Source organism: Vibrio jasicida CAIM 1864 = LMG 25398 (assembly GCF_000400365.1).
In the GTDB taxonomy this organism is placed as follows: domain Bacteria; phylum Pseudomonadota; class Gammaproteobacteria; order Enterobacterales; family Vibrionaceae; genus Vibrio; species Vibrio jasicida.
Genome location: NZ_BAOG01000041.1, coordinates 130,213 through 146,430, shown reverse-complemented (window position 1 = coordinate 146,430; position 16,218 = coordinate 130,213). Strand labels below are relative to the sequence as shown.

The 16,218-nt window shown below is 45.1% G+C and carries 11 protein-coding genes; 8 read left to right on the top strand and 3 right to left on the bottom strand.

The genetic code is table 11. The annotated features are described in order from the left end of the window. From leuC to leuA, 3 genes are all read right to left on the bottom strand, one after another. Complete coding sequence (gene leuC, locus VJL_RS12415) at window positions 1-1,401, bottom strand: 3-isopropylmalate dehydratase large subunit (RefSeq protein ID WP_038866134.1); 1,401 nt, start codon at window positions 1,399-1,401, stop codon at window positions 1-3. Between the two features lie 185 nt (window positions 1,402-1,586). Further along, complete coding sequence (gene leuB, locus VJL_RS12410; protein ID WP_005430431.1) at window positions 1,587-2,678, bottom strand: 3-isopropylmalate dehydrogenase; 1,092 nt, start codon at window positions 2,676-2,678, stop codon at window positions 1,587-1,589. A gap of 94 nt (window positions 2,679-2,772) precedes the next feature. Then, a complete protein-coding gene (gene leuA / locus VJL_RS12405) occupies window positions 2,773-4,320 on the bottom strand; it encodes a 2-isopropylmalate synthase (RefSeq protein WP_010445640.1) in 1,548 nt (515 codons plus the stop codon). Window positions 4,321-5,320: 1,000 nt separating this feature from the next. On the opposite strand from leuA, the gene VJL_RS12395 reads away from it, so the two are divergent. The 8 genes from VJL_RS12395 (at window position 5,321) to VJL_RS12360 (ending at window position 16,181) form a co-directional block, all read left to right on the top strand. Beyond that, a complete protein-coding gene (locus tag VJL_RS12395) occupies window positions 5,321-6,112 on the top strand; it encodes an SH3 domain-containing protein (RefSeq protein WP_038878304.1) in 792 nt (263 codons plus the stop codon). A gap of 191 nt (window positions 6,113-6,303) precedes the next feature. After that, window positions 6,304-6,852 carry a phosphatase PAP2 family protein gene (locus VJL_RS12390; protein ID WP_038866139.1) on the top strand — a complete coding sequence of 183 codons (549 nt, stop codon included), beginning with the start codon at window positions 6,304-6,306 and terminating at the stop codon, window positions 6,850-6,852. A gap of 3 nt (window positions 6,853-6,855) precedes the next feature. Further along, window positions 6,856-7,902 carry an MJ1255/VC2487 family glycosyltransferase gene (locus VJL_RS12385; RefSeq protein ID WP_038878302.1) on the top strand — a complete coding sequence of 349 codons (1,047 nt, stop codon included), beginning with the start codon at window positions 6,856-6,858 and terminating at the stop codon, window positions 7,900-7,902. Window positions 7,903-8,432: 530 nt separating this feature from the next. Beyond that, a complete protein-coding gene (gene calR, locus VJL_RS12380; protein WP_038866143.1) occupies window positions 8,433-9,398 on the top strand; it encodes a LysR family transcriptional regulator CalR in 966 nt (321 codons plus the stop codon). Window positions 9,399-9,691: 293 nt separating this feature from the next. Then, window positions 9,692-11,500, top strand: coding sequence for an AMP-dependent synthetase/ligase (locus tag VJL_RS12375; RefSeq protein ID WP_038878299.1), 1,809 nt, complete (start codon window positions 9,692-9,694; stop codon window positions 11,498-11,500). Between the two features lie 448 nt (window positions 11,501-11,948). After that, window positions 11,949-13,673: an acetolactate synthase 3 large subunit gene (locus tag VJL_RS12370; RefSeq protein WP_038878295.1), complete on the top strand. Its 1,725-nt coding sequence runs from the start codon at window positions 11,949-11,951 to the stop codon at window positions 13,671-13,673. Between the two features lies 1 nt (window position 13,674). Further along, the gene (gene ilvN, locus VJL_RS12365; protein WP_009843336.1) at window positions 13,675-14,169 is read left to right on the top strand and encodes an acetolactate synthase small subunit; all 495 of its coding nucleotides are present in this window, start codon (window positions 13,675-13,677) and stop codon (window positions 14,167-14,169) included. A 131-nt stretch (window positions 14,170-14,300) separates the two neighbouring features. Further along, on the top strand, window positions 14,301-16,181 hold the full coding sequence (locus tag VJL_RS12360; RefSeq protein ID WP_038878292.1) for a sensor domain-containing diguanylate cyclase: 1,881 nt from the start codon (window positions 14,301-14,303) through the stop codon (window positions 16,179-16,181). Window positions 16,182-16,218: the final 37 nt, after the last annotated feature.

The window sequence follows — 16,218 nt, the reverse complement described above, 5'->3', positions numbered from 1 at the left end:
CTAATCCAACTCACGAATATCAACAAAGTGACCAGCAATTGCCGCTGCCGCTGCCATCGCAGGGCTAACCAAGTGGGTACGGCCATCACGGCCTTGGCGACCTTCAAAGTTACGGTTTGAAGTAGACGCACAGCGCTCATGAGGTCCCAAACGGTCGTTGTTCATTGCTAGACACATCGAACAACCCGGTAGGCGCCACTCAAAGCCCGCTTCTTTAAAGATAACGTCCAAGCCTTCCGCTTCTGCTTGCGCTTTTACTTGCTCAGAGCCAGGAACGATTAGCGCTTGAACGTGAGACGCGACTTTGCGACCTTTCGCCACTTCTGCGGCTGCGCGCATGTCTTCAATGCGAGAGTTGGTGCAAGAGCCAACGAAGACTTTATCGACGTTGTAATCAGAAAGTGCTTTGCCTGCTTCTAGGCCCATGTATGCCAATGCTTTTTCAGCAGAAGCTTTCTCTACTGGGTCGGTAAAGCTTTCTGGTGCTGGGATCGGTTGATCTACCGCGATCACTTGGCCTGGGTTAGTTCCCCAAGTGACTTGTGGCTTAATGTCTGCTGCGTTTAGCGTCACAACTGCATCAAACTGGGCATCATCGTCCGTTTTCAATGTCTTCCAGTATTCTACTGCTGCATCAAAATCGGCACCTTGAGGTGAGAATTTGCGGCCTTTGATGTACTCGAATGTGGTTTCATCTGGCGCAATTAGACCGGCTTTAGCACCTAGCTCAATCGCCATGTTACACACGGTCATACGGCCTTCCATTGAAAGGTCTGTGATCGCTTCACCGCAGAATTCAACCACGTAGCCTGTTCCGCCAGCAGCTGTGGTTTCACCGATGATCGCAAGTACGATGTCTTTAGCGGTGATACCAGGAGTTACTTTGCCTCTCACTTCAATCTTCATCGTTTTAGCGCGGGCTTGTTTTAGCGTTTGAGTTGCTAATACGTGCTCAACTTCAGATGTACCAATACCAAAAGCGAGAGAGCCGAATGCACCGTGTGTAGCAGTGTGCGAGTCGCCACAAACAATGGTCATGCCCGGCAGGGTAATACCAAGCTCTGGGCCCATGACGTGCACAATGCCTTGGTATTTGTGGTTGATGTCGTAAAGCGTAACGCCAAACTCTTCACAGTTTTTCGATAGCGTTTCCATCTGGATACGAGCCATCTCACCGGATGCGTTGATGTCTTTGGTGGTTGTCGAAACGTTGTGGTCCATGGTGGCAAAAGTTTTGCTGACCTGACGCACTTTGCGACCTTTTTCACGCAAGCCGTCAAATGCTTGCGGAGACGTCACTTCATGTACCAAGTGACGGTCGATGTACAAGATTGGGTTTTCCCCTTCTGCTGCGACGGCAACGTGTGCGTCGTAGACTTTTTCGTATAGTGTTTTGCCCATTGTTTGCTTCCTTTCCTCGTTGCCTTTGCCGCAATAACTGCGTTAGCGACACCCATTTATCCAGTTATTTAGCGAACTAAACGCCTTAAGATAAATGGGCTTGCTGCCTTGCTATTGCACCAATGACTTAGAGGAAAGCCATTGGTTGACCGAGGATTTAGTATTTATTATGAATCTGTGTTGTATTAAGAGTTTAAGATGTACTCAGCGATTTTATCGCCCATCTCAGACGTCGAAAGTGCTGGGTTGTCACCAGCAAGGTCACCCGTTAGCTCACCCGCTGATAGTGCTTTTGAAACGGCCGTTTCGATGTCTTGTGCCGCCGTTTCTTCACCTAGGCTGTAACGCAGCATCAGTGCAGCAGATAGGATTTGTGCCACTGGGTTAGCGATGTTCTTACCTGCGATATCTGGCGCACTGCCGCCTGCTGGCTCGTACAGACCGAATTTGCTTTCGTTTAGGCTCGCTGATGGCAACATACCCATAGAGCCAGTGATCATCGCGCACTCATCAGAAATGATGTCGCCGAAGATGTTTGAACATAGCATTACGTCGAACTGTGCTGGGTCTTTGATAAGCTGCATGGTTGCGTTATCAATGTACATGTGTGACAGCTCAACATCTGGGTAGTCTTTTGCGATTTCTTCGACCACTTCACGCCATAGGATTGAGCTTTGTAGAACGTTCGCTTTGTCGATTGAGCACACTTTCTTGCGACGTAGACGAGCAGACTCAAAAGCGATTTTTGCAATACGTTCGATTTCGTAGCGGTGGTACACCTCAGTGTCGAACGCTTTCTCTGTTGGACCTTCACCTTCACGACCTTTTGGTTGGCCGAAGTAGATGCCGCCCGTCAGTTCACGAACAACAACGATATCAAAACCACGACCGGAGATGTCTGCACGCAGTGGTGAGAAAGCTTCAAGACCTGAGTGAATTTGCGCTGGGCGTAGGTTACAGAACAGTTGGAAGTGCTTGCGTAGTGGTAGTAGGGCACCGCGTTCAGGTTGGTCATTTGGTGGCAAGTGTTCCCACTTAGGACCGCCAACTGAGCCGAATAGGACTGCATCAGACTCTTCACACGCTTTTACTGTGCTTTCTGGAAGTGGGCAACCGTGATTATCGATCGCGATACCACCTACATCGTGCTCGTCACGCTCAAACGCAATGCCGTGCTTCTTTTCGATTGCATCCAACACTTTATGTGCTTGCGCCATTACTTCTGGGCCGATGCCGTCGCCTGGTAAAACGGCAATTTTGTATGATTTGTCTGTCATGCTAATCCTTTAAATTTTCTAAATTTTTTGAGCTTGTCTAAAACGAATTTGGTTGGAGCCTGCGGTGCGGGACTCAAGCTCCTTGAATTAATGATTAAACCGTCGCAATTCTCTTTTGCTTCATCTCTTCAATCTTATCGGCACGATGAATGCTGTTGATAACGTGTAATAGCGCTTGGCCAGATGCTTCTACGATATCGGTAGAAACGCCAGTACCGTGGTACTTACGGCCTTTGTAGTTAGCGATAATGTCTGCTTGACCAAGACCGTCTTCACCTTCGCCTTTTGCCGTTAGGTCGAACTTGTCTAGGACGATCTCGTAACCTGTCACGCGGTAGATACATTGGTATAGCGCATCAACTGGGCCATTACCGACGGCCGCTTCACACATTTCTTCATCGCCACATTGCATTTTGACGCTGGTGGTTGCCATTACGCTGCCAGATTGCACGCTTAGGTAGTTCAACTTGTAGAAGTCGTCTTCTTCACGCAAGTTCGAGAAGTGCATTAGTGCTTCTAGATCGTAGTCGAACACCTGACCTTTGCGGTCAGCAAGCTTCAAGAAGTCTTCGTACAACGCATCTAGGTTGTACTCTTCTTCTTTGTAGCCCATCGCGTCCATGTGGCTCTTAACCGCAGCACGGCCACTGCGACTGGTTAGGTTCAATGCTTGGTTCTTAAGGCCAATCGACTCAGGCGTCATGATCTCGTAAGTGTTTTTGTTCTTTAGCATGCCATCTTGGTGAATACCGGAAGAGTGGCTGAATGCGTTAGCACCAACGATTGCTTTGTTGCTCTGGATTGGCATGTTACATAGTTGACTCACCAACTTACTGGTTCGGTGGATTTCGTCGTGTTTTAGACCCGTATGCACACCCATGAATTCTTGGCGGGTTTTTAGGATCATCGCGATTTCTTCAAGAGAACAGTTACCCGCACGCTCACCGATACCGTTAATGGTGCCTTCTACTTGGCGAGCACCCGCTTGAACAGCGGCGATAGAGTTAGCAACCGACATGCCCAAGTCATCGTGACAGTGAACAGAGATGATCGCTTTGTCGATGTTTGGTACACGGTTGAATAGAGTTTCAATGATGCCACCAAACTCACTTGGTACAGTGTAGCCAACGGTGTCTGGGATGTTGATGGTGCTTGCGCCAGCATCGATGGCTGCTTCAACCATGCGGCACAGGTTGTCGATTGGCGTACGACCTGCGTCTTCGCAAGAAAACTCAACGTCATCGGTGTAGTTACGCGCATGTTTTACGGCTTTTACGCCCATTTCTACAACATCGTCGTAGCTACGGCGTAGTTTGTCTTGAACGTGAACAGTCGAAGTTGAGATGAAAGTGTGGATTCGAAATGCGTCCGCGACTTTTAGCGCTTCAGCAGCAGCATCGATATCTTTCGCAACGGCACGCGAAAGGGCACAAACTCGGCTGTTTTTGATGTGTTTTGCAATGGTTTGTACGGATTCGAAATCACCCGGAGAAGAAACAGGAAAGCCCGCTTCGATAACATCAACGCCTAGCCTTTCCAGCGCATAGGCAATCTGCAGTTTTTCTTTAACCGTCAAGCTTGCTGACAACGCTTGTTCGCCATCACGCAATGTGGTGTCGAATATAATGACCTGATCGTTCATGTTTGCTTCCTTCATGATTTCTGCACTTTTCGTGCAATTTAATCGTTTACTTCCGGTATTTAGATATAAAAAAACCCGCATTTGCATGCGGGTTTCTTAGAAATTGGTGTGGTTATTTTTCTTCCACAGCCTACCCGCGCGAATTGGTCACGATCAGGAGGAGGCTAAGCAGGATAGAAAAACGTGCTGACATAGTTGTTAAGCATTCCACAAAATTAAGTTAACAAATTAGTACCGCACTCAATGGAACACGTCAACCCTAAAGTCGATTTTTTATTCATATCGGATGAGTGGATTTCTGTTAATGGCTTTTAGGAGGACTCAAGCGTTGGCGGCTATTCGCAGCGTGAATCGTTTTTATTTTGCTCAGAGGGTGCGACTTTTTAGTCTCATAATAGCTTTAAATGCAGGTGTTTATTGCGCTTTGATACTAAATGTAACCGTTTGTTTTACTGAGTTTTAGTTACGTAATATTTCTTAGTTCTTTTCGATCGAGTTCTTGTTATTAGTTAGGTGAATGCATTACGACTGGCGGAGAGATATTTAAAATGGAGGGCAAATTAATCAAGGATGGTGAGTTATGTTTTATAAATCCCGAGTTGCATTGGCGATCAGTAGTGCTTTGGTTCTTTATCCACTATCCTTCCACTCAGTATGGCAGCGACAAATCGATAGTTATGATAGCAAAGGTATTGTCCAAAGAGAGAGAAGCAACAATACTTGGTCTACGGAGGTTTGGAGTCGAACTTCAACCAACCATTAACGAGTCGAAAAGCGGTTACTTTGGTAGCCGCTTTTTTTTTGCACACTTATTAGTGCGTGGAAAATTGTATTCGAGCAAGTCTTAATCATGAGAAGAGTAATAGAGAGAGAAGTTTTATACCGCACGCTTTGCGAGCTATCACACAAAGGGGTTAATTGATTAGCCTAATTCCATTAGAGCGTTTTATAGTAGAGCGGTTGCATGGATGGATTTTACAAGCAAATAGGTTGAGGATTGATGGATTTCGCGAAACAACTCGGACGTTCGACACTGGCGATAGCGGTACTTTCTCTGTCTGGCTGTCAGCTGCTTCAGTTTGGATCGGCTGAAGCAACGGCTTCTTCTGTGATGAGAAATGATCATGCCCAAAGTGTCATGGTGATTAATCATCAAATGGATCAGTATTTAAGTGAAGATGGACGCGAGTCCTTTTTAAATCAAATGCTGGTGGCATTGGAATCAGATAACCGCGATAAGTTTAAAGGTAAAGACCCGGACACTTACACATGGTGGAAGATTCGTGTTCAGCCAAATCAATGGAAAGAGGCTGAAGTCAGCCGTCCCGTCGTTGAGGGTGTGGACACATCAAAAACGTTAGAGTTTATGGATGTCTCTTATCGTTCGAAAACCACACTTAACTTGCGATCTAATCCTAGCTTAGATGGAGAGAAGTTGGGGGAGCTAACAAAAGGTGAAGTGTTTAACGCGATTGCCAAAGTGGAAGGAGAACCTTGGTTGTTGGTTGAACAAAAAGGCCTGATCAGAGGTTATGTCCATAAAGACTATGCTCGCAGCAATGTCGTGAATCGCGATATTCTTTCTATCAAACCTAACCCTCTGTTAAGTGAAGAAACTTCATCGGTAGATAAGCCAAAAGATAACGAGTTGTTCGGTAGTTACACCTGTCGTGATCTCAGTTACGAACTGACCAAAAATGGCAATATCACCACAGGCTCGCTTCGAGCCTGTCGCAAGCAGAGAAAAATCTGGTATATCGATGCGCCAGCTGAGAGCTCGGATCGATCGTAATTCGCAACGCCTACCATTTTGAATCTTCAGTGATACCAATATTGTGTCACTGAAGCCTATGCCTCTTCAGGCTTTTCCCCTCTCTCTCTGAAACATCATTTGTCATCAATTGTCCAAATTCTCGTCATGTAGCTGTCACTTTCAGCACCTACTTTTCATACAAAGGTATTGTCAAAGTAAAGGGAAGTAACATGCGAGCTTTAGAGACAATTTCACAGCCAATCGCCACTATCGCTAAGTTCGATTTGGCGTTTTCTAGTGTGTGCTTACAGCACCGTTTTAATCAACAGGTCGCCAACATCAGTAAAGGGGTCTCACACAGCGGAGATGGGCACCTTTATGTTGTGCTTGGCTTATTAGCCTGGTTTTTAGATCAACAGCAAGGGCAGTGGTTTTTACTCGCTGGTCTGATTGCATTTGCTATCGAACTCCCGATTTATTGGACGTTAAAGAACAGCTTTAAACGACGTCGGCCCGAAGAACTGAGCGCAATGCTTCCTGCTTTTATTACCCCTTCAGATCGCTACAGCTTACCTTCTGGACACACGGCTGCTGGTTTTGTGATGGCGACCATCATCAATCATTTTTACCCAGAGCTTGGAACTTTCGCCTTTGTGTGGGCGAGCTTAATTGGCACGTCGCGCGTTTTGCTCGGGGTGCATTTTTTCACTGACATCATCATTGGCGCTTTGTTAGGCGGCCTTTGTGGTTCTATTGCTTTGGCCATAGTAGGAGGCTAATGAATGAAAATCCTGTACGGTGTTCAAGGAACGGGAAATGGTCACATTGCTCGAGCGAGAGCGATGAGTGAGGCATTTAAAGCGCATGAAGTTCAGGTTGATTTTCTATTTTCAGGTCGTGAGCCTGAGAAATATTTCTCGATGGAAGCGTTCGGTGATTATCAGACGTGTCGAGGTTTTACTTTTATCACAGAGAAAGGCTCGGTAAATTACGCCAAAACGGCATTGAGCAACAATCTGATTCAGTTTTTCAAAGAAGTTCAGCAACTGGATTTGTCTCGCTATGACTTGGTTATCAATGATTTTGAGCCTGTTTCAGCTTGGGCGGCTCGTAAGCAAAACAAACCATGCATTGGCATCAGTCACCAAAATGCGTTTCGTTATCCAGTACCACTGAAAGGCGCGAGTTGGTTCGATAAGTCTGTCATTGAGCATTTCGCTCCTTCGCAGCATCATTTAGGGTTGCATTGGTATCATTTCGACCAACCGATATTACCTCCGATTGTGCATACGTTAGAAAACACCATGGATAACGACGACTTTGTTTTAGTGTATTTGCCATTCGAATCGATAGAAGACATCAGTGATTTGCTGTTTCATTTTAACCAACAGACGTTTGTTTGCTATCACCCTAACGTGATTGAGTGTGAGCGGATTGAGAATATCGAGCTGAGACCGCTGTGCCACACCAACTTCCAGCATCACCTTCAACGTTGCAGTGGTGTGATTGCCAATGGTGGGTTTGAATTGCCATCGGAGGCGTTGTCATTGGGCAAAAAACTTTTGCTCAAGCCACTCGCTGGACAATTTGAACAGCAGAGCAATGTTGCAACGTTAGAAGATCTTGGGCTAGCTACATCGATGGAGAGTCTGGATATTTCAATTGTTCGTCAGTGGTTGAAAGAGCAGCAAGCTGAAAGCGTCAAATACCCAGATGTAGCGAAAGCCATCGCATCATGGGTCTTGCAAGGTGCGTGGGACACACCAGAGAAGCTCTCTGAAGAGCTGTGGGAGCAAGTTGATTTTCCTAGCTACGTCTCCAATATATAACCCATTCATTTGTCTTTTCAATAACAGCAGTTTCTTTGCGAAGCTGCTGAATTTTTATGCCCTCAATATCATTTCTATTCACTGTGATTTTGCTGCCTCTTTAACTGATTTGTGCACTTTGTGAACCAAAGTATTGACGCTGGTTTTTGAAGTGAACTGCAAAGAATAAGCTGGGCAAATGAGTTGTGTGAGCCTTGTAGAATGTCATTAACGTGCTAAATAGGTTGTCAGAAATCTCTGATTTAGTCGTTTTATACTTTTTTATGTTTTTCTTAAGGTTATGATAATTAAAGGTTAAATACCTAATTGGCTAAAATTTAATGATTAAATATCAATCTAGTTGCGAAACCTTGATTGATTAGTTGATAGTACAGTTCAAGCCGGAAATATCCGGACGATAAATATAATACAAATTCGGTGTTCTATTCCTGAAAATGATCTGAATCCAGCCACGGTTGTTTGTGCGCACAGAGATTCTATTCGTTAAGAATTCATTGAACCAAATTGACGATTACAAAGAGGCGCACTCAATGTTAGATAAAAAAGACGCGATGAGCGCAATTGCTAGCTACCGTATGGAAAGCACATTGCGTGGTGTAGATTTAAACCTATTGACCGTATTTGATGCTGTGATGCAAGAGCAAAACATTACTCGTGCAGCGCACAACCTAGGCATGTCACAACCAGCAGTAAGTAATGCGGTTGCACGTCTAAAAGTGATGTTCAACGATGAGCTATTTATGCGTCAGGGTCGCGGTATTCAGCCGACTCAACGTGCCCGTCAACTGTTTGGTCCAATCCGCCAAGCACTGCAACTTATCCGTAATGAACTACCAAGCTCAGTATTCCAGCCAGAGTCTTCAACTCGTCTATTTAAGCTAGCGATTTGTAGCCCATGTGACATGCGTTTTGCACCTCGCATTATGGCGAACGTCAACGAGCAAGCGCCAAGCGTACAGCTTCACCTAGATGCGGAATTTGATCGTCTTCTATCTGAACGCATGCGCTACCAAGAAATCGACTTCGTCATCGACTACGCACGTTTCGATGACCAAGGTTTCTCAAGCACTGAAATCTTCAAAGATGAGTTAGTTGTGATTGCATCTAAGACGCACCCTCGTATTCAAGGTGGCGTATCCGCTGAGCAACTGATCAACGAAAAACACGCGAAACTTTCACGTGTACATGGTCAACGTAGTTTCTCTGAGCAAGCGTACCGTGAGCTTGACTGCCAAGCTGCGTACGAAGGTTCAAGCCTAAGCAACCTGCTATACGTAGTAAGCCAATCTGAACTTGTTACGATTGCACCACGTTGGATGGCTGAAAACGCAGTAAACAGCGATCAACTACAAATCCTAGATTTCCCGTTTGAAAACAAAGAAATCAGCGGTTACCTAAGCTGGCATGAATCAAGCGAGAAAGACAAAGGCCACATCTGGCTACGCGACCAGCTAATGATCACTTGTGGTGAAGTGGTTGCGCTTAAACAAGCTTAATTTATCGTCTGACTAACTGGTCAGACTGGATTTGTAATCATCAATTTTTACAATTCCTTGGCCCCGAGAGTACTCTGTCTCTCGGGGTCTTTTTATTTCTGCTAATTAATAACCGAAACAGCGACTTAAGTTGATTAAACCTTCAACAGTTAAAGACCTGCTATGCTCTCATTAGTGATAGTGCTCTCTTAATAATGATAAGTTTGATAATGGTCAGTTGCGTTTTTAGGCGTCGAGGTTACACTTGTGCGCTCAAATAGCTTACGCCTGTAAGCCAAAAGGTAATGTAGAGAATGGCCAAGTTAGATTTTCATATCGTTAAACGTATTCGTGAACAAATTGCGAAAGGTGGTACTCGTGTTGCACTCAAACATAAAGTGGGTGATGCATGGCAGGGTATTACTTGGGAGCAGTTTGGGCAGCAAGTAGATGCTTTGTCACTTGCACTTTTGGCTCAAGGATTGGGCGTTCAAGATAAGATCGGTATCTTCTCGAACAATATGCCGCAATGGACCATCGCTGATTTTGCAGCGCTGCAATTGCGTGGCGTAACCGTACCTATCTACCCAACCAACACAGCTGCGCAGTCTGCTTACATCATCGACAATGCAGACGTAAAAGTACTGTTTGTCGGTGAGCAGCCTCAATTTGACGCAGCCGTCAGCATCTTTGGCGAATGTCAGCAGCTAGAACTGATTGTTGCGATGTCGAATGACATTGAACTTGGCGAACATACGTTTGCAATGACGTGGGATGATTTCATCGCTAAAGGTGACGATAGTCATCAGAGCGAATTAACTTCTCGTTTAGAGCAGGCGCAAGAAGAAGATCTTCTTACATTGATTTATACCTCTGGTACCACGGGACAGCCAAAAGGCGTAATGTTGGATTACGCTAACATTTCGGCTCAGCTTGAAGGCCACGATGAGCGTTTAAGTTTGACGGAAGATGATGTGTCTTTGTGTTTCCTTCCGCTATCACATGTATTTGAGCGAGCTTGGACGTTCTATGTGCTCTACAAAGGCGCGACTAACTGCTACCTACAAGACACCATGCAAGTGCGTGATGCACTAAGCGAAGTGCGCCCTACCGTTATGAGTGCGGTACCTCGTTTCTATGAGAAAATTTTCTCTGCTATCCATGAGAAAGTATCCCGTGCTCCAATCCACCGTAAAGTGATGTTCACGTGGGCAGTTAACATGGGCGCGAAGATGGCGGCATGTCATCAAGAAAATCGCAAGCCATCGTTGATGCTGCGTAAGTCCTACGCTCTGGCGGATAAACTGGTTCTGAGTAAGCTACGTGCATTGCTGGGTGGCCGCATCAACTTCATGCCATGTGGCGGTGCGAAGTTGGATGAGACGATTGGTCGCTTCTTTCACGCAATCGGTATCAACGTAAAGCTTGGCTACGGCATGACAGAAACAACAGCAACAGTTTCTTGTTGGGATGACCAATGCTTTAGTCCTGACTCTATCGGTATGGCAATGCCTGGCGCACAAGTTAAGATCGGTGAAAACAACGAGATCTTAGTGCGTGGTCCAATGGTGATGCGTGGTTACTACAAAATGCCAGAAGAAACCGAGAAGACTTTCGACGAACATGGTTTCTTGAAAACGGGCGATGCAGGTTACATTGATGAAAATGGCAACTTGTTCATTACTGACCGTATTAAAGAGCTGATGAAGACCTCAAATGGTAAGTACATTGCGCCTCAGGTTGTTGAAGGTGCGATCGGTAAAGACCACTTTATTGAGCAGATTGCTGTGATTGCCGATACACGTAAGTTTGTATCTGCGCTGATCGTACCGTGTTACGACTCGCTAGAAGAGTACGCAAAAGAACTGAACATCAAATATCACGACCGCGTTGAGTTGATCAAACACCACCAAGTGGTAGAAATGTTAGAGAAGCGCGTAAACGACCTACAAAAAGAGCTAGCGAAGTTTGAGCAAGTTAAGAAATTCAAACTGTTACCAAAAGCTTTCTCGATGGATGAAGGTGAATTAACACCGACTCAGAAATTGCGTCGTAAAGTGATTAACGATAAATACCAAGATGAAATTGAAGAAATGTACAACGAAAAGTCAGATAAAAAGTAACTTAAGCTGACTTAGATTTCAGATTGATGAAAAAATCCCCAGCTGGCTTGATTATGCCGTTGGGGATTTTTTTGTGCCCGTATTTCACACTTATTAATCCCCTTCTTGAAGGAGAAATTGTTCTTTTTGGTGATTTTTGGTGAAATTATTCACTTTATTTCCGCCTTGAGCATGGTCTTGATTCCAATTTGTGTTTATTGGTTAGTGCCTAATCCTAGTTTTGTTCTGATTTATAGCATCTTGTTTAAATTTTGACTCAACTCTCATTAGACCCGTTGATAATAAAACGTTACATTTGTTGTGTTACCTTGCGTTTTGTTATGACAAGCGCAGGACATAGCTGAAAAAGTGGAAGTATTTCTATTAGGCTACGAATAAGACCTAGACTATGTAAAACCAGCCCAATCCGTTGGCCTTACGGAGAGGAAAACTGGTAAGGAGAGCAATTATGACAGCAATGTTGTCAGGCGCAGAGATGGTAGTGCAATCTCTGATCGAAGAGAGCGTAGAGCAAATCTTTGGTTACCCTGGTGGATCCGTTCTGGATATCTACGATGCACTGCACGCAAAAACCGACCAAATTAAACACGTATTAGTACGACACGAGCAAGCTGCGACTCACATGGCCGATGGTTATGCTCGCGCAACCGGTAAACCGGGCGTAGTGCTAGTATGTTCGGGTCCTGGTGCAACCAATACCATCACGGGTATTGCTACAGCGTACATGGACTCGATCCCAATGATCGTTATTTCAGGTAACGTGCCGAATAATCTTATCGGTAATGACGCCTTCCAAGAGTGTGACATTGTGGGTGTATCTCGCCCTGTCGTAAAACACAGCTTCTTGGTTAAAAAGGCAGAAGACATTCCTGAGACGATCAAAAAAGCGTTTTATATCTCGACAACTGGCCGACCTGGTCCGGTTGTGATTGATTTGCCGAAGGATATTTTGAATCCGCAAATCAAGCTTCCTTACGAGTATCCTGAAAACATCTCGATGCGTTCATACAAACCAACGACCTCAGGCCATAAGGGCCAGATCAAAAAAGCGCTTAAAGCTCTAGTAGAGGCGAAGAAACCGGTTCTTTATATTGGTGGCGGTGCGGTGATTTCCGGTGCGCATGAGCACATTCAAACCTTATCCGATGAATTGAATCTGCCCGTTGTTAGCACCCTGATGGGTTTAGGTGCCTTCCCTGGGACGCATAAGAACTCGTTGGGAATGTTAGGTATGCACGGTACTTATGAAGCCAATATGGCGATGCATGAAGCCGACTTAATCTTTGGTATTGGTGTGCGCTTCGATGATCGTACGACGAATAACTTAGAAAAGTACTGTCCTAACGCGAAGATCATGCACATCGATATTGACCCGTCTTCGATTTCGAAAAACGTCAAAGTGGATCTGCCTATCGTAGGTTCTGCCGATAAGGTACTAGCGACCATGGTTGGCTTGCTGAATGAGCAAAACAGCAGTAATGATGCGCAAGCCATCGCGAAGTGGTGGGAAGACATCCAAGTATGGCGTGAACGTGATTGCCTAGCATATGAGACCTCTCCGGAACGCATTAAACCGCAACAAGTGATTGAAACGCTCCACAAGCTCACCAATGGTGATGCTTACGTGGCATCGGATGTAGGTCAGCACCAAATGTTTGCCGCGTTGTACTACCCATTTAATAAGCCGCGTCGTTGGATAAATTCTGGCGGCCTTGGCACGATGGGCTTCGGCTTGCCTGCTGGTATGGGTGTGAAATTCGCGATGCCAGAAGAAGAAGTGGTGGTTGTCACTGGTGATGGCAGTATCCAGATGAACATTCAAGAATTGTCGACGGCAATGCAATACGACATTCCAGTGAAGATCATCAACCTAAATAACCGATTCTTAGGCATGGTAAAACAATGGCAAGACATTATTTACCAAGGTCGTCACTCTAACTCGTACATGAGTTCTGTTCCTGATTTTGCTGCAATTGCAGAAGCTTATGGCCATGTCGGTATCCGTATTGAAACGCCAGATCAACTTGAAGCGGGTCTACAAAAAGCGTTGGATATGAAAGATCGTTTGGTGTTTGTCGACATCAACGTAGATGAAACCGAGCACGTATACCCAATGCAGATTAAAGGCGAGGGTATGGACAAAATGTGGCTAAGCAAAACGGAGAGAACGTAATATGAGACACATTATTTCTTTGTTAATGGAAAACCAACCTGGTGCATTGTCTCGCGTTGTCGGTCTGTTTTCTCAGCGTGGTTACAACATTGAATCGTTGAACGTATCTCCAACCGATGATGAAACCTTGTCGCGTTTGAACATCACGACCAACTCTGATGAGATGCAATTAGAGCAGATTCAGAAACAACTGCATAAGCTTATTGATGTGCTTAAAGTTCAAGAGGTGACAGAGTTTGAACACATTGAGCGTGAGCTGATGATGGTGAAAGTGAAAGCGAGCGGCTTTGCGAGAGCAGAAGTGAAACGCACGGCTGACATCTTCCGTGGGCAGATTGTTGATGTGACCGCTTCTCAATACACCGTTCAGTTGGCGGGAACCAGTGAGAAGTTGGATGCGTTCATTCAAGCTATTTCAGAAGTGACTGAAGTGGTAGAGGTAGCACGAAGTGGTGTGGTTGGGGTTGCTCGCGGAGAGCGCTGTCTTAAGCCTTAATAACTGAAACCTTCTATCCAAGTCATTGGGTATTTGTGATAAGCCATCGTGAAATCGATGGCTTTTTGTTTAGAAAATAACAACTGATGATATAATTGATGGTTTCGTAAACAAAATGGGTAGTAGTACGCGTGAAAGTCAGAAGGTTAGTCGGCTCTTTGTTGGCGACAACGCTATTTTTTAGCGCGTTAATCTCTACCTATTATTATCAAAAATATCAAAGCTTGTTGGCTAATAATGTAGAAAATACGGCCAAGGAAGCACTTCATCAATTGGCCTATTCTGAACGTGAATACAATAACGTTCAGGACCAAATATCCTCCATTAGCGACCTGCTCGGTCACAGTCAAAGTCTTTATGACTATTTACGACACCCTAATCCCAAAAATTTAGCGATTCTAGAAGAGGTGTGGAGTTCAGTTGCAGTAAACCAAAAGTGGTACACGCAGATCCGCTTTTTAAACCTTGCTGGTCGAGAGAATGTCCGTATTAATTACGACTTCAAAACTCGTACTGCGGCCCCTGCTCGTAAGCTTCAAGACAAGTCCGAACGAGAATATTTTCTTTATGCGCAAAACCTTAAAGACGATCAAATTGGGTCTTGGGGTATTGAATTAGAAAAAGAAAATGGTGACTTGATTCTCCCATATCGACCATCAGTTCGAATCATGATGCCTGTCGCGATGAATGGGGTACGAGAAGGGTACTTGGTATTAAATATCGACGTTCAATACCTCTCCTCCCGATTGAACTATTCACCGGTTCGAGATTTCAACATCGAACTGATTAACCAGCCCGGTTTTTATGTCGCGAGCTTACACAGTGATAAATTGTATGGCGACATCATTCCAGATCGTGATCGCTTTAATTTTGGCCTAATGCACCCAGACATTTGGCAAAATATGGGCTCAGAAAAAATGGGTTTTGGGTATGACGGTAAACACCTCATTGCGTTCAACACCATTGAGTTTGTCCCTGGTGAGCCATTGCATCTGATCATCGATCTTTCTCAAGAACAATTGCTTGAACGAGCAGAAAGAGATATTGATGACTTAGCCCAAGAAGCCTTATTTGTCCTCAGTTTGATGCTGGTGTTCGCTTTGCCGATTACCACGTTGGCACTCCATTACCGCCGGCATAGTATCGAATCCAAGTTGGCACGTGCCGCGTTGGATGGCATGACCGCTGTGATGATTTCAGACACCTCACATCGCATCATGATGGTGAACCAAGAGTTTGAGAACATGATGGGCTACTCATCAAATCGATTGCGAGGGTGGAACGCTCATAATCTGATTTTCTTGCCGGAAGACATTGAAAACATCCTTTCGATTTGGAGTAAGTTGGGTGTGGAACATGTTTGGGAGGGGGAAGTTCGTTGTCGAACGAAGCTCAACCATGTATTTACTGCCATCATGCGTATCCAAGCTATCATGGCCAAATCAGGAAAAGTCAGTTACTACATTACGTCGTTGGTGGATATTTCTGAACGAAAATTGTTGGAAGAAAAATTACGTAACTTGAGTGAAAAAGACGGTTTAACCAGTCTTTGGAACCGTAGGAAGTTTGAAGAACAATTGACGCAGCATGCCAATATGTTTGAGCGTTATCCTGATACCCCCACAACTTGTTTGGCGTTGTTTGATATCGACCACTTTAAGCGCATCAATGATGAACTCGGTCATGATGAGGGTGACAAAGTGATTCTTAGTGTCGCGGAGACGTTACAAGAAGGCGTTAGAAATACCGATTTTGTCGCCCGTGTTGGTGGTGAAGAGTTTGCGGTGATCATGCCTCATACTTCGACACAAGAGGCGGAAGTGGTATTGAACCGATTGCGAGTTGCGGTAGAACAGAATTCAGAACAGTCGGTGACGGTGAGTGTCGGCTACAGTGATTTAACCGCGGATCGCACTCGCACTTATAAGTGTGCTGATATTGCTTTGTATGAATCGAAAAGTGCAGGGCGTAATCGAGTCTCGATTTGCCACAGCTTTGATGACATAGCGTAACCTACGTCGCTTTGAAGGCGAATACAAAAAAATCGGG

Coding starts and splice junctions, on each gene's coding strand:
- leuC (WP_038866134.1), bottom strand. CDS start 1,401: ATGGGCAAAACACTATACGAAAAAGTCTACGACGCACACGTTGCCGTC.
- leuB (WP_005430431.1), bottom strand. CDS start 2,678: ATGACAGACAAATCATACAAAATTGCCGTTTTACCAGGCGACGGCATC.
- leuA (WP_010445640.1), bottom strand. CDS start 4,320: ATGAACGATCAGGTCATTATATTCGACACCACATTGCGTGATGGCGAA.
- VJL_RS12395 (WP_038878304.1), top strand. CDS start 5,321: ATGGATTTCGCGAAACAACTCGGACGTTCGACACTGGCGATAGCGGTA.
- VJL_RS12390 (WP_038866139.1), top strand. CDS start 6,304: ATGCGAGCTTTAGAGACAATTTCACAGCCAATCGCCACTATCGCTAAG.
- VJL_RS12385 (WP_038878302.1), top strand. CDS start 6,856: ATGAAAATCCTGTACGGTGTTCAAGGAACGGGAAATGGTCACATTGCT.
- calR (WP_038866143.1), top strand. CDS start 8,433: ATGTTAGATAAAAAAGACGCGATGAGCGCAATTGCTAGCTACCGTATG.
- VJL_RS12375 (WP_038878299.1), top strand. CDS start 9,692: ATGGCCAAGTTAGATTTTCATATCGTTAAACGTATTCGTGAACAAATT.
- VJL_RS12370 (WP_038878295.1), top strand. CDS start 11,949: ATGACAGCAATGTTGTCAGGCGCAGAGATGGTAGTGCAATCTCTGATC.
- ilvN (WP_009843336.1), top strand. CDS start 13,675: ATGAGACACATTATTTCTTTGTTAATGGAAAACCAACCTGGTGCATTG.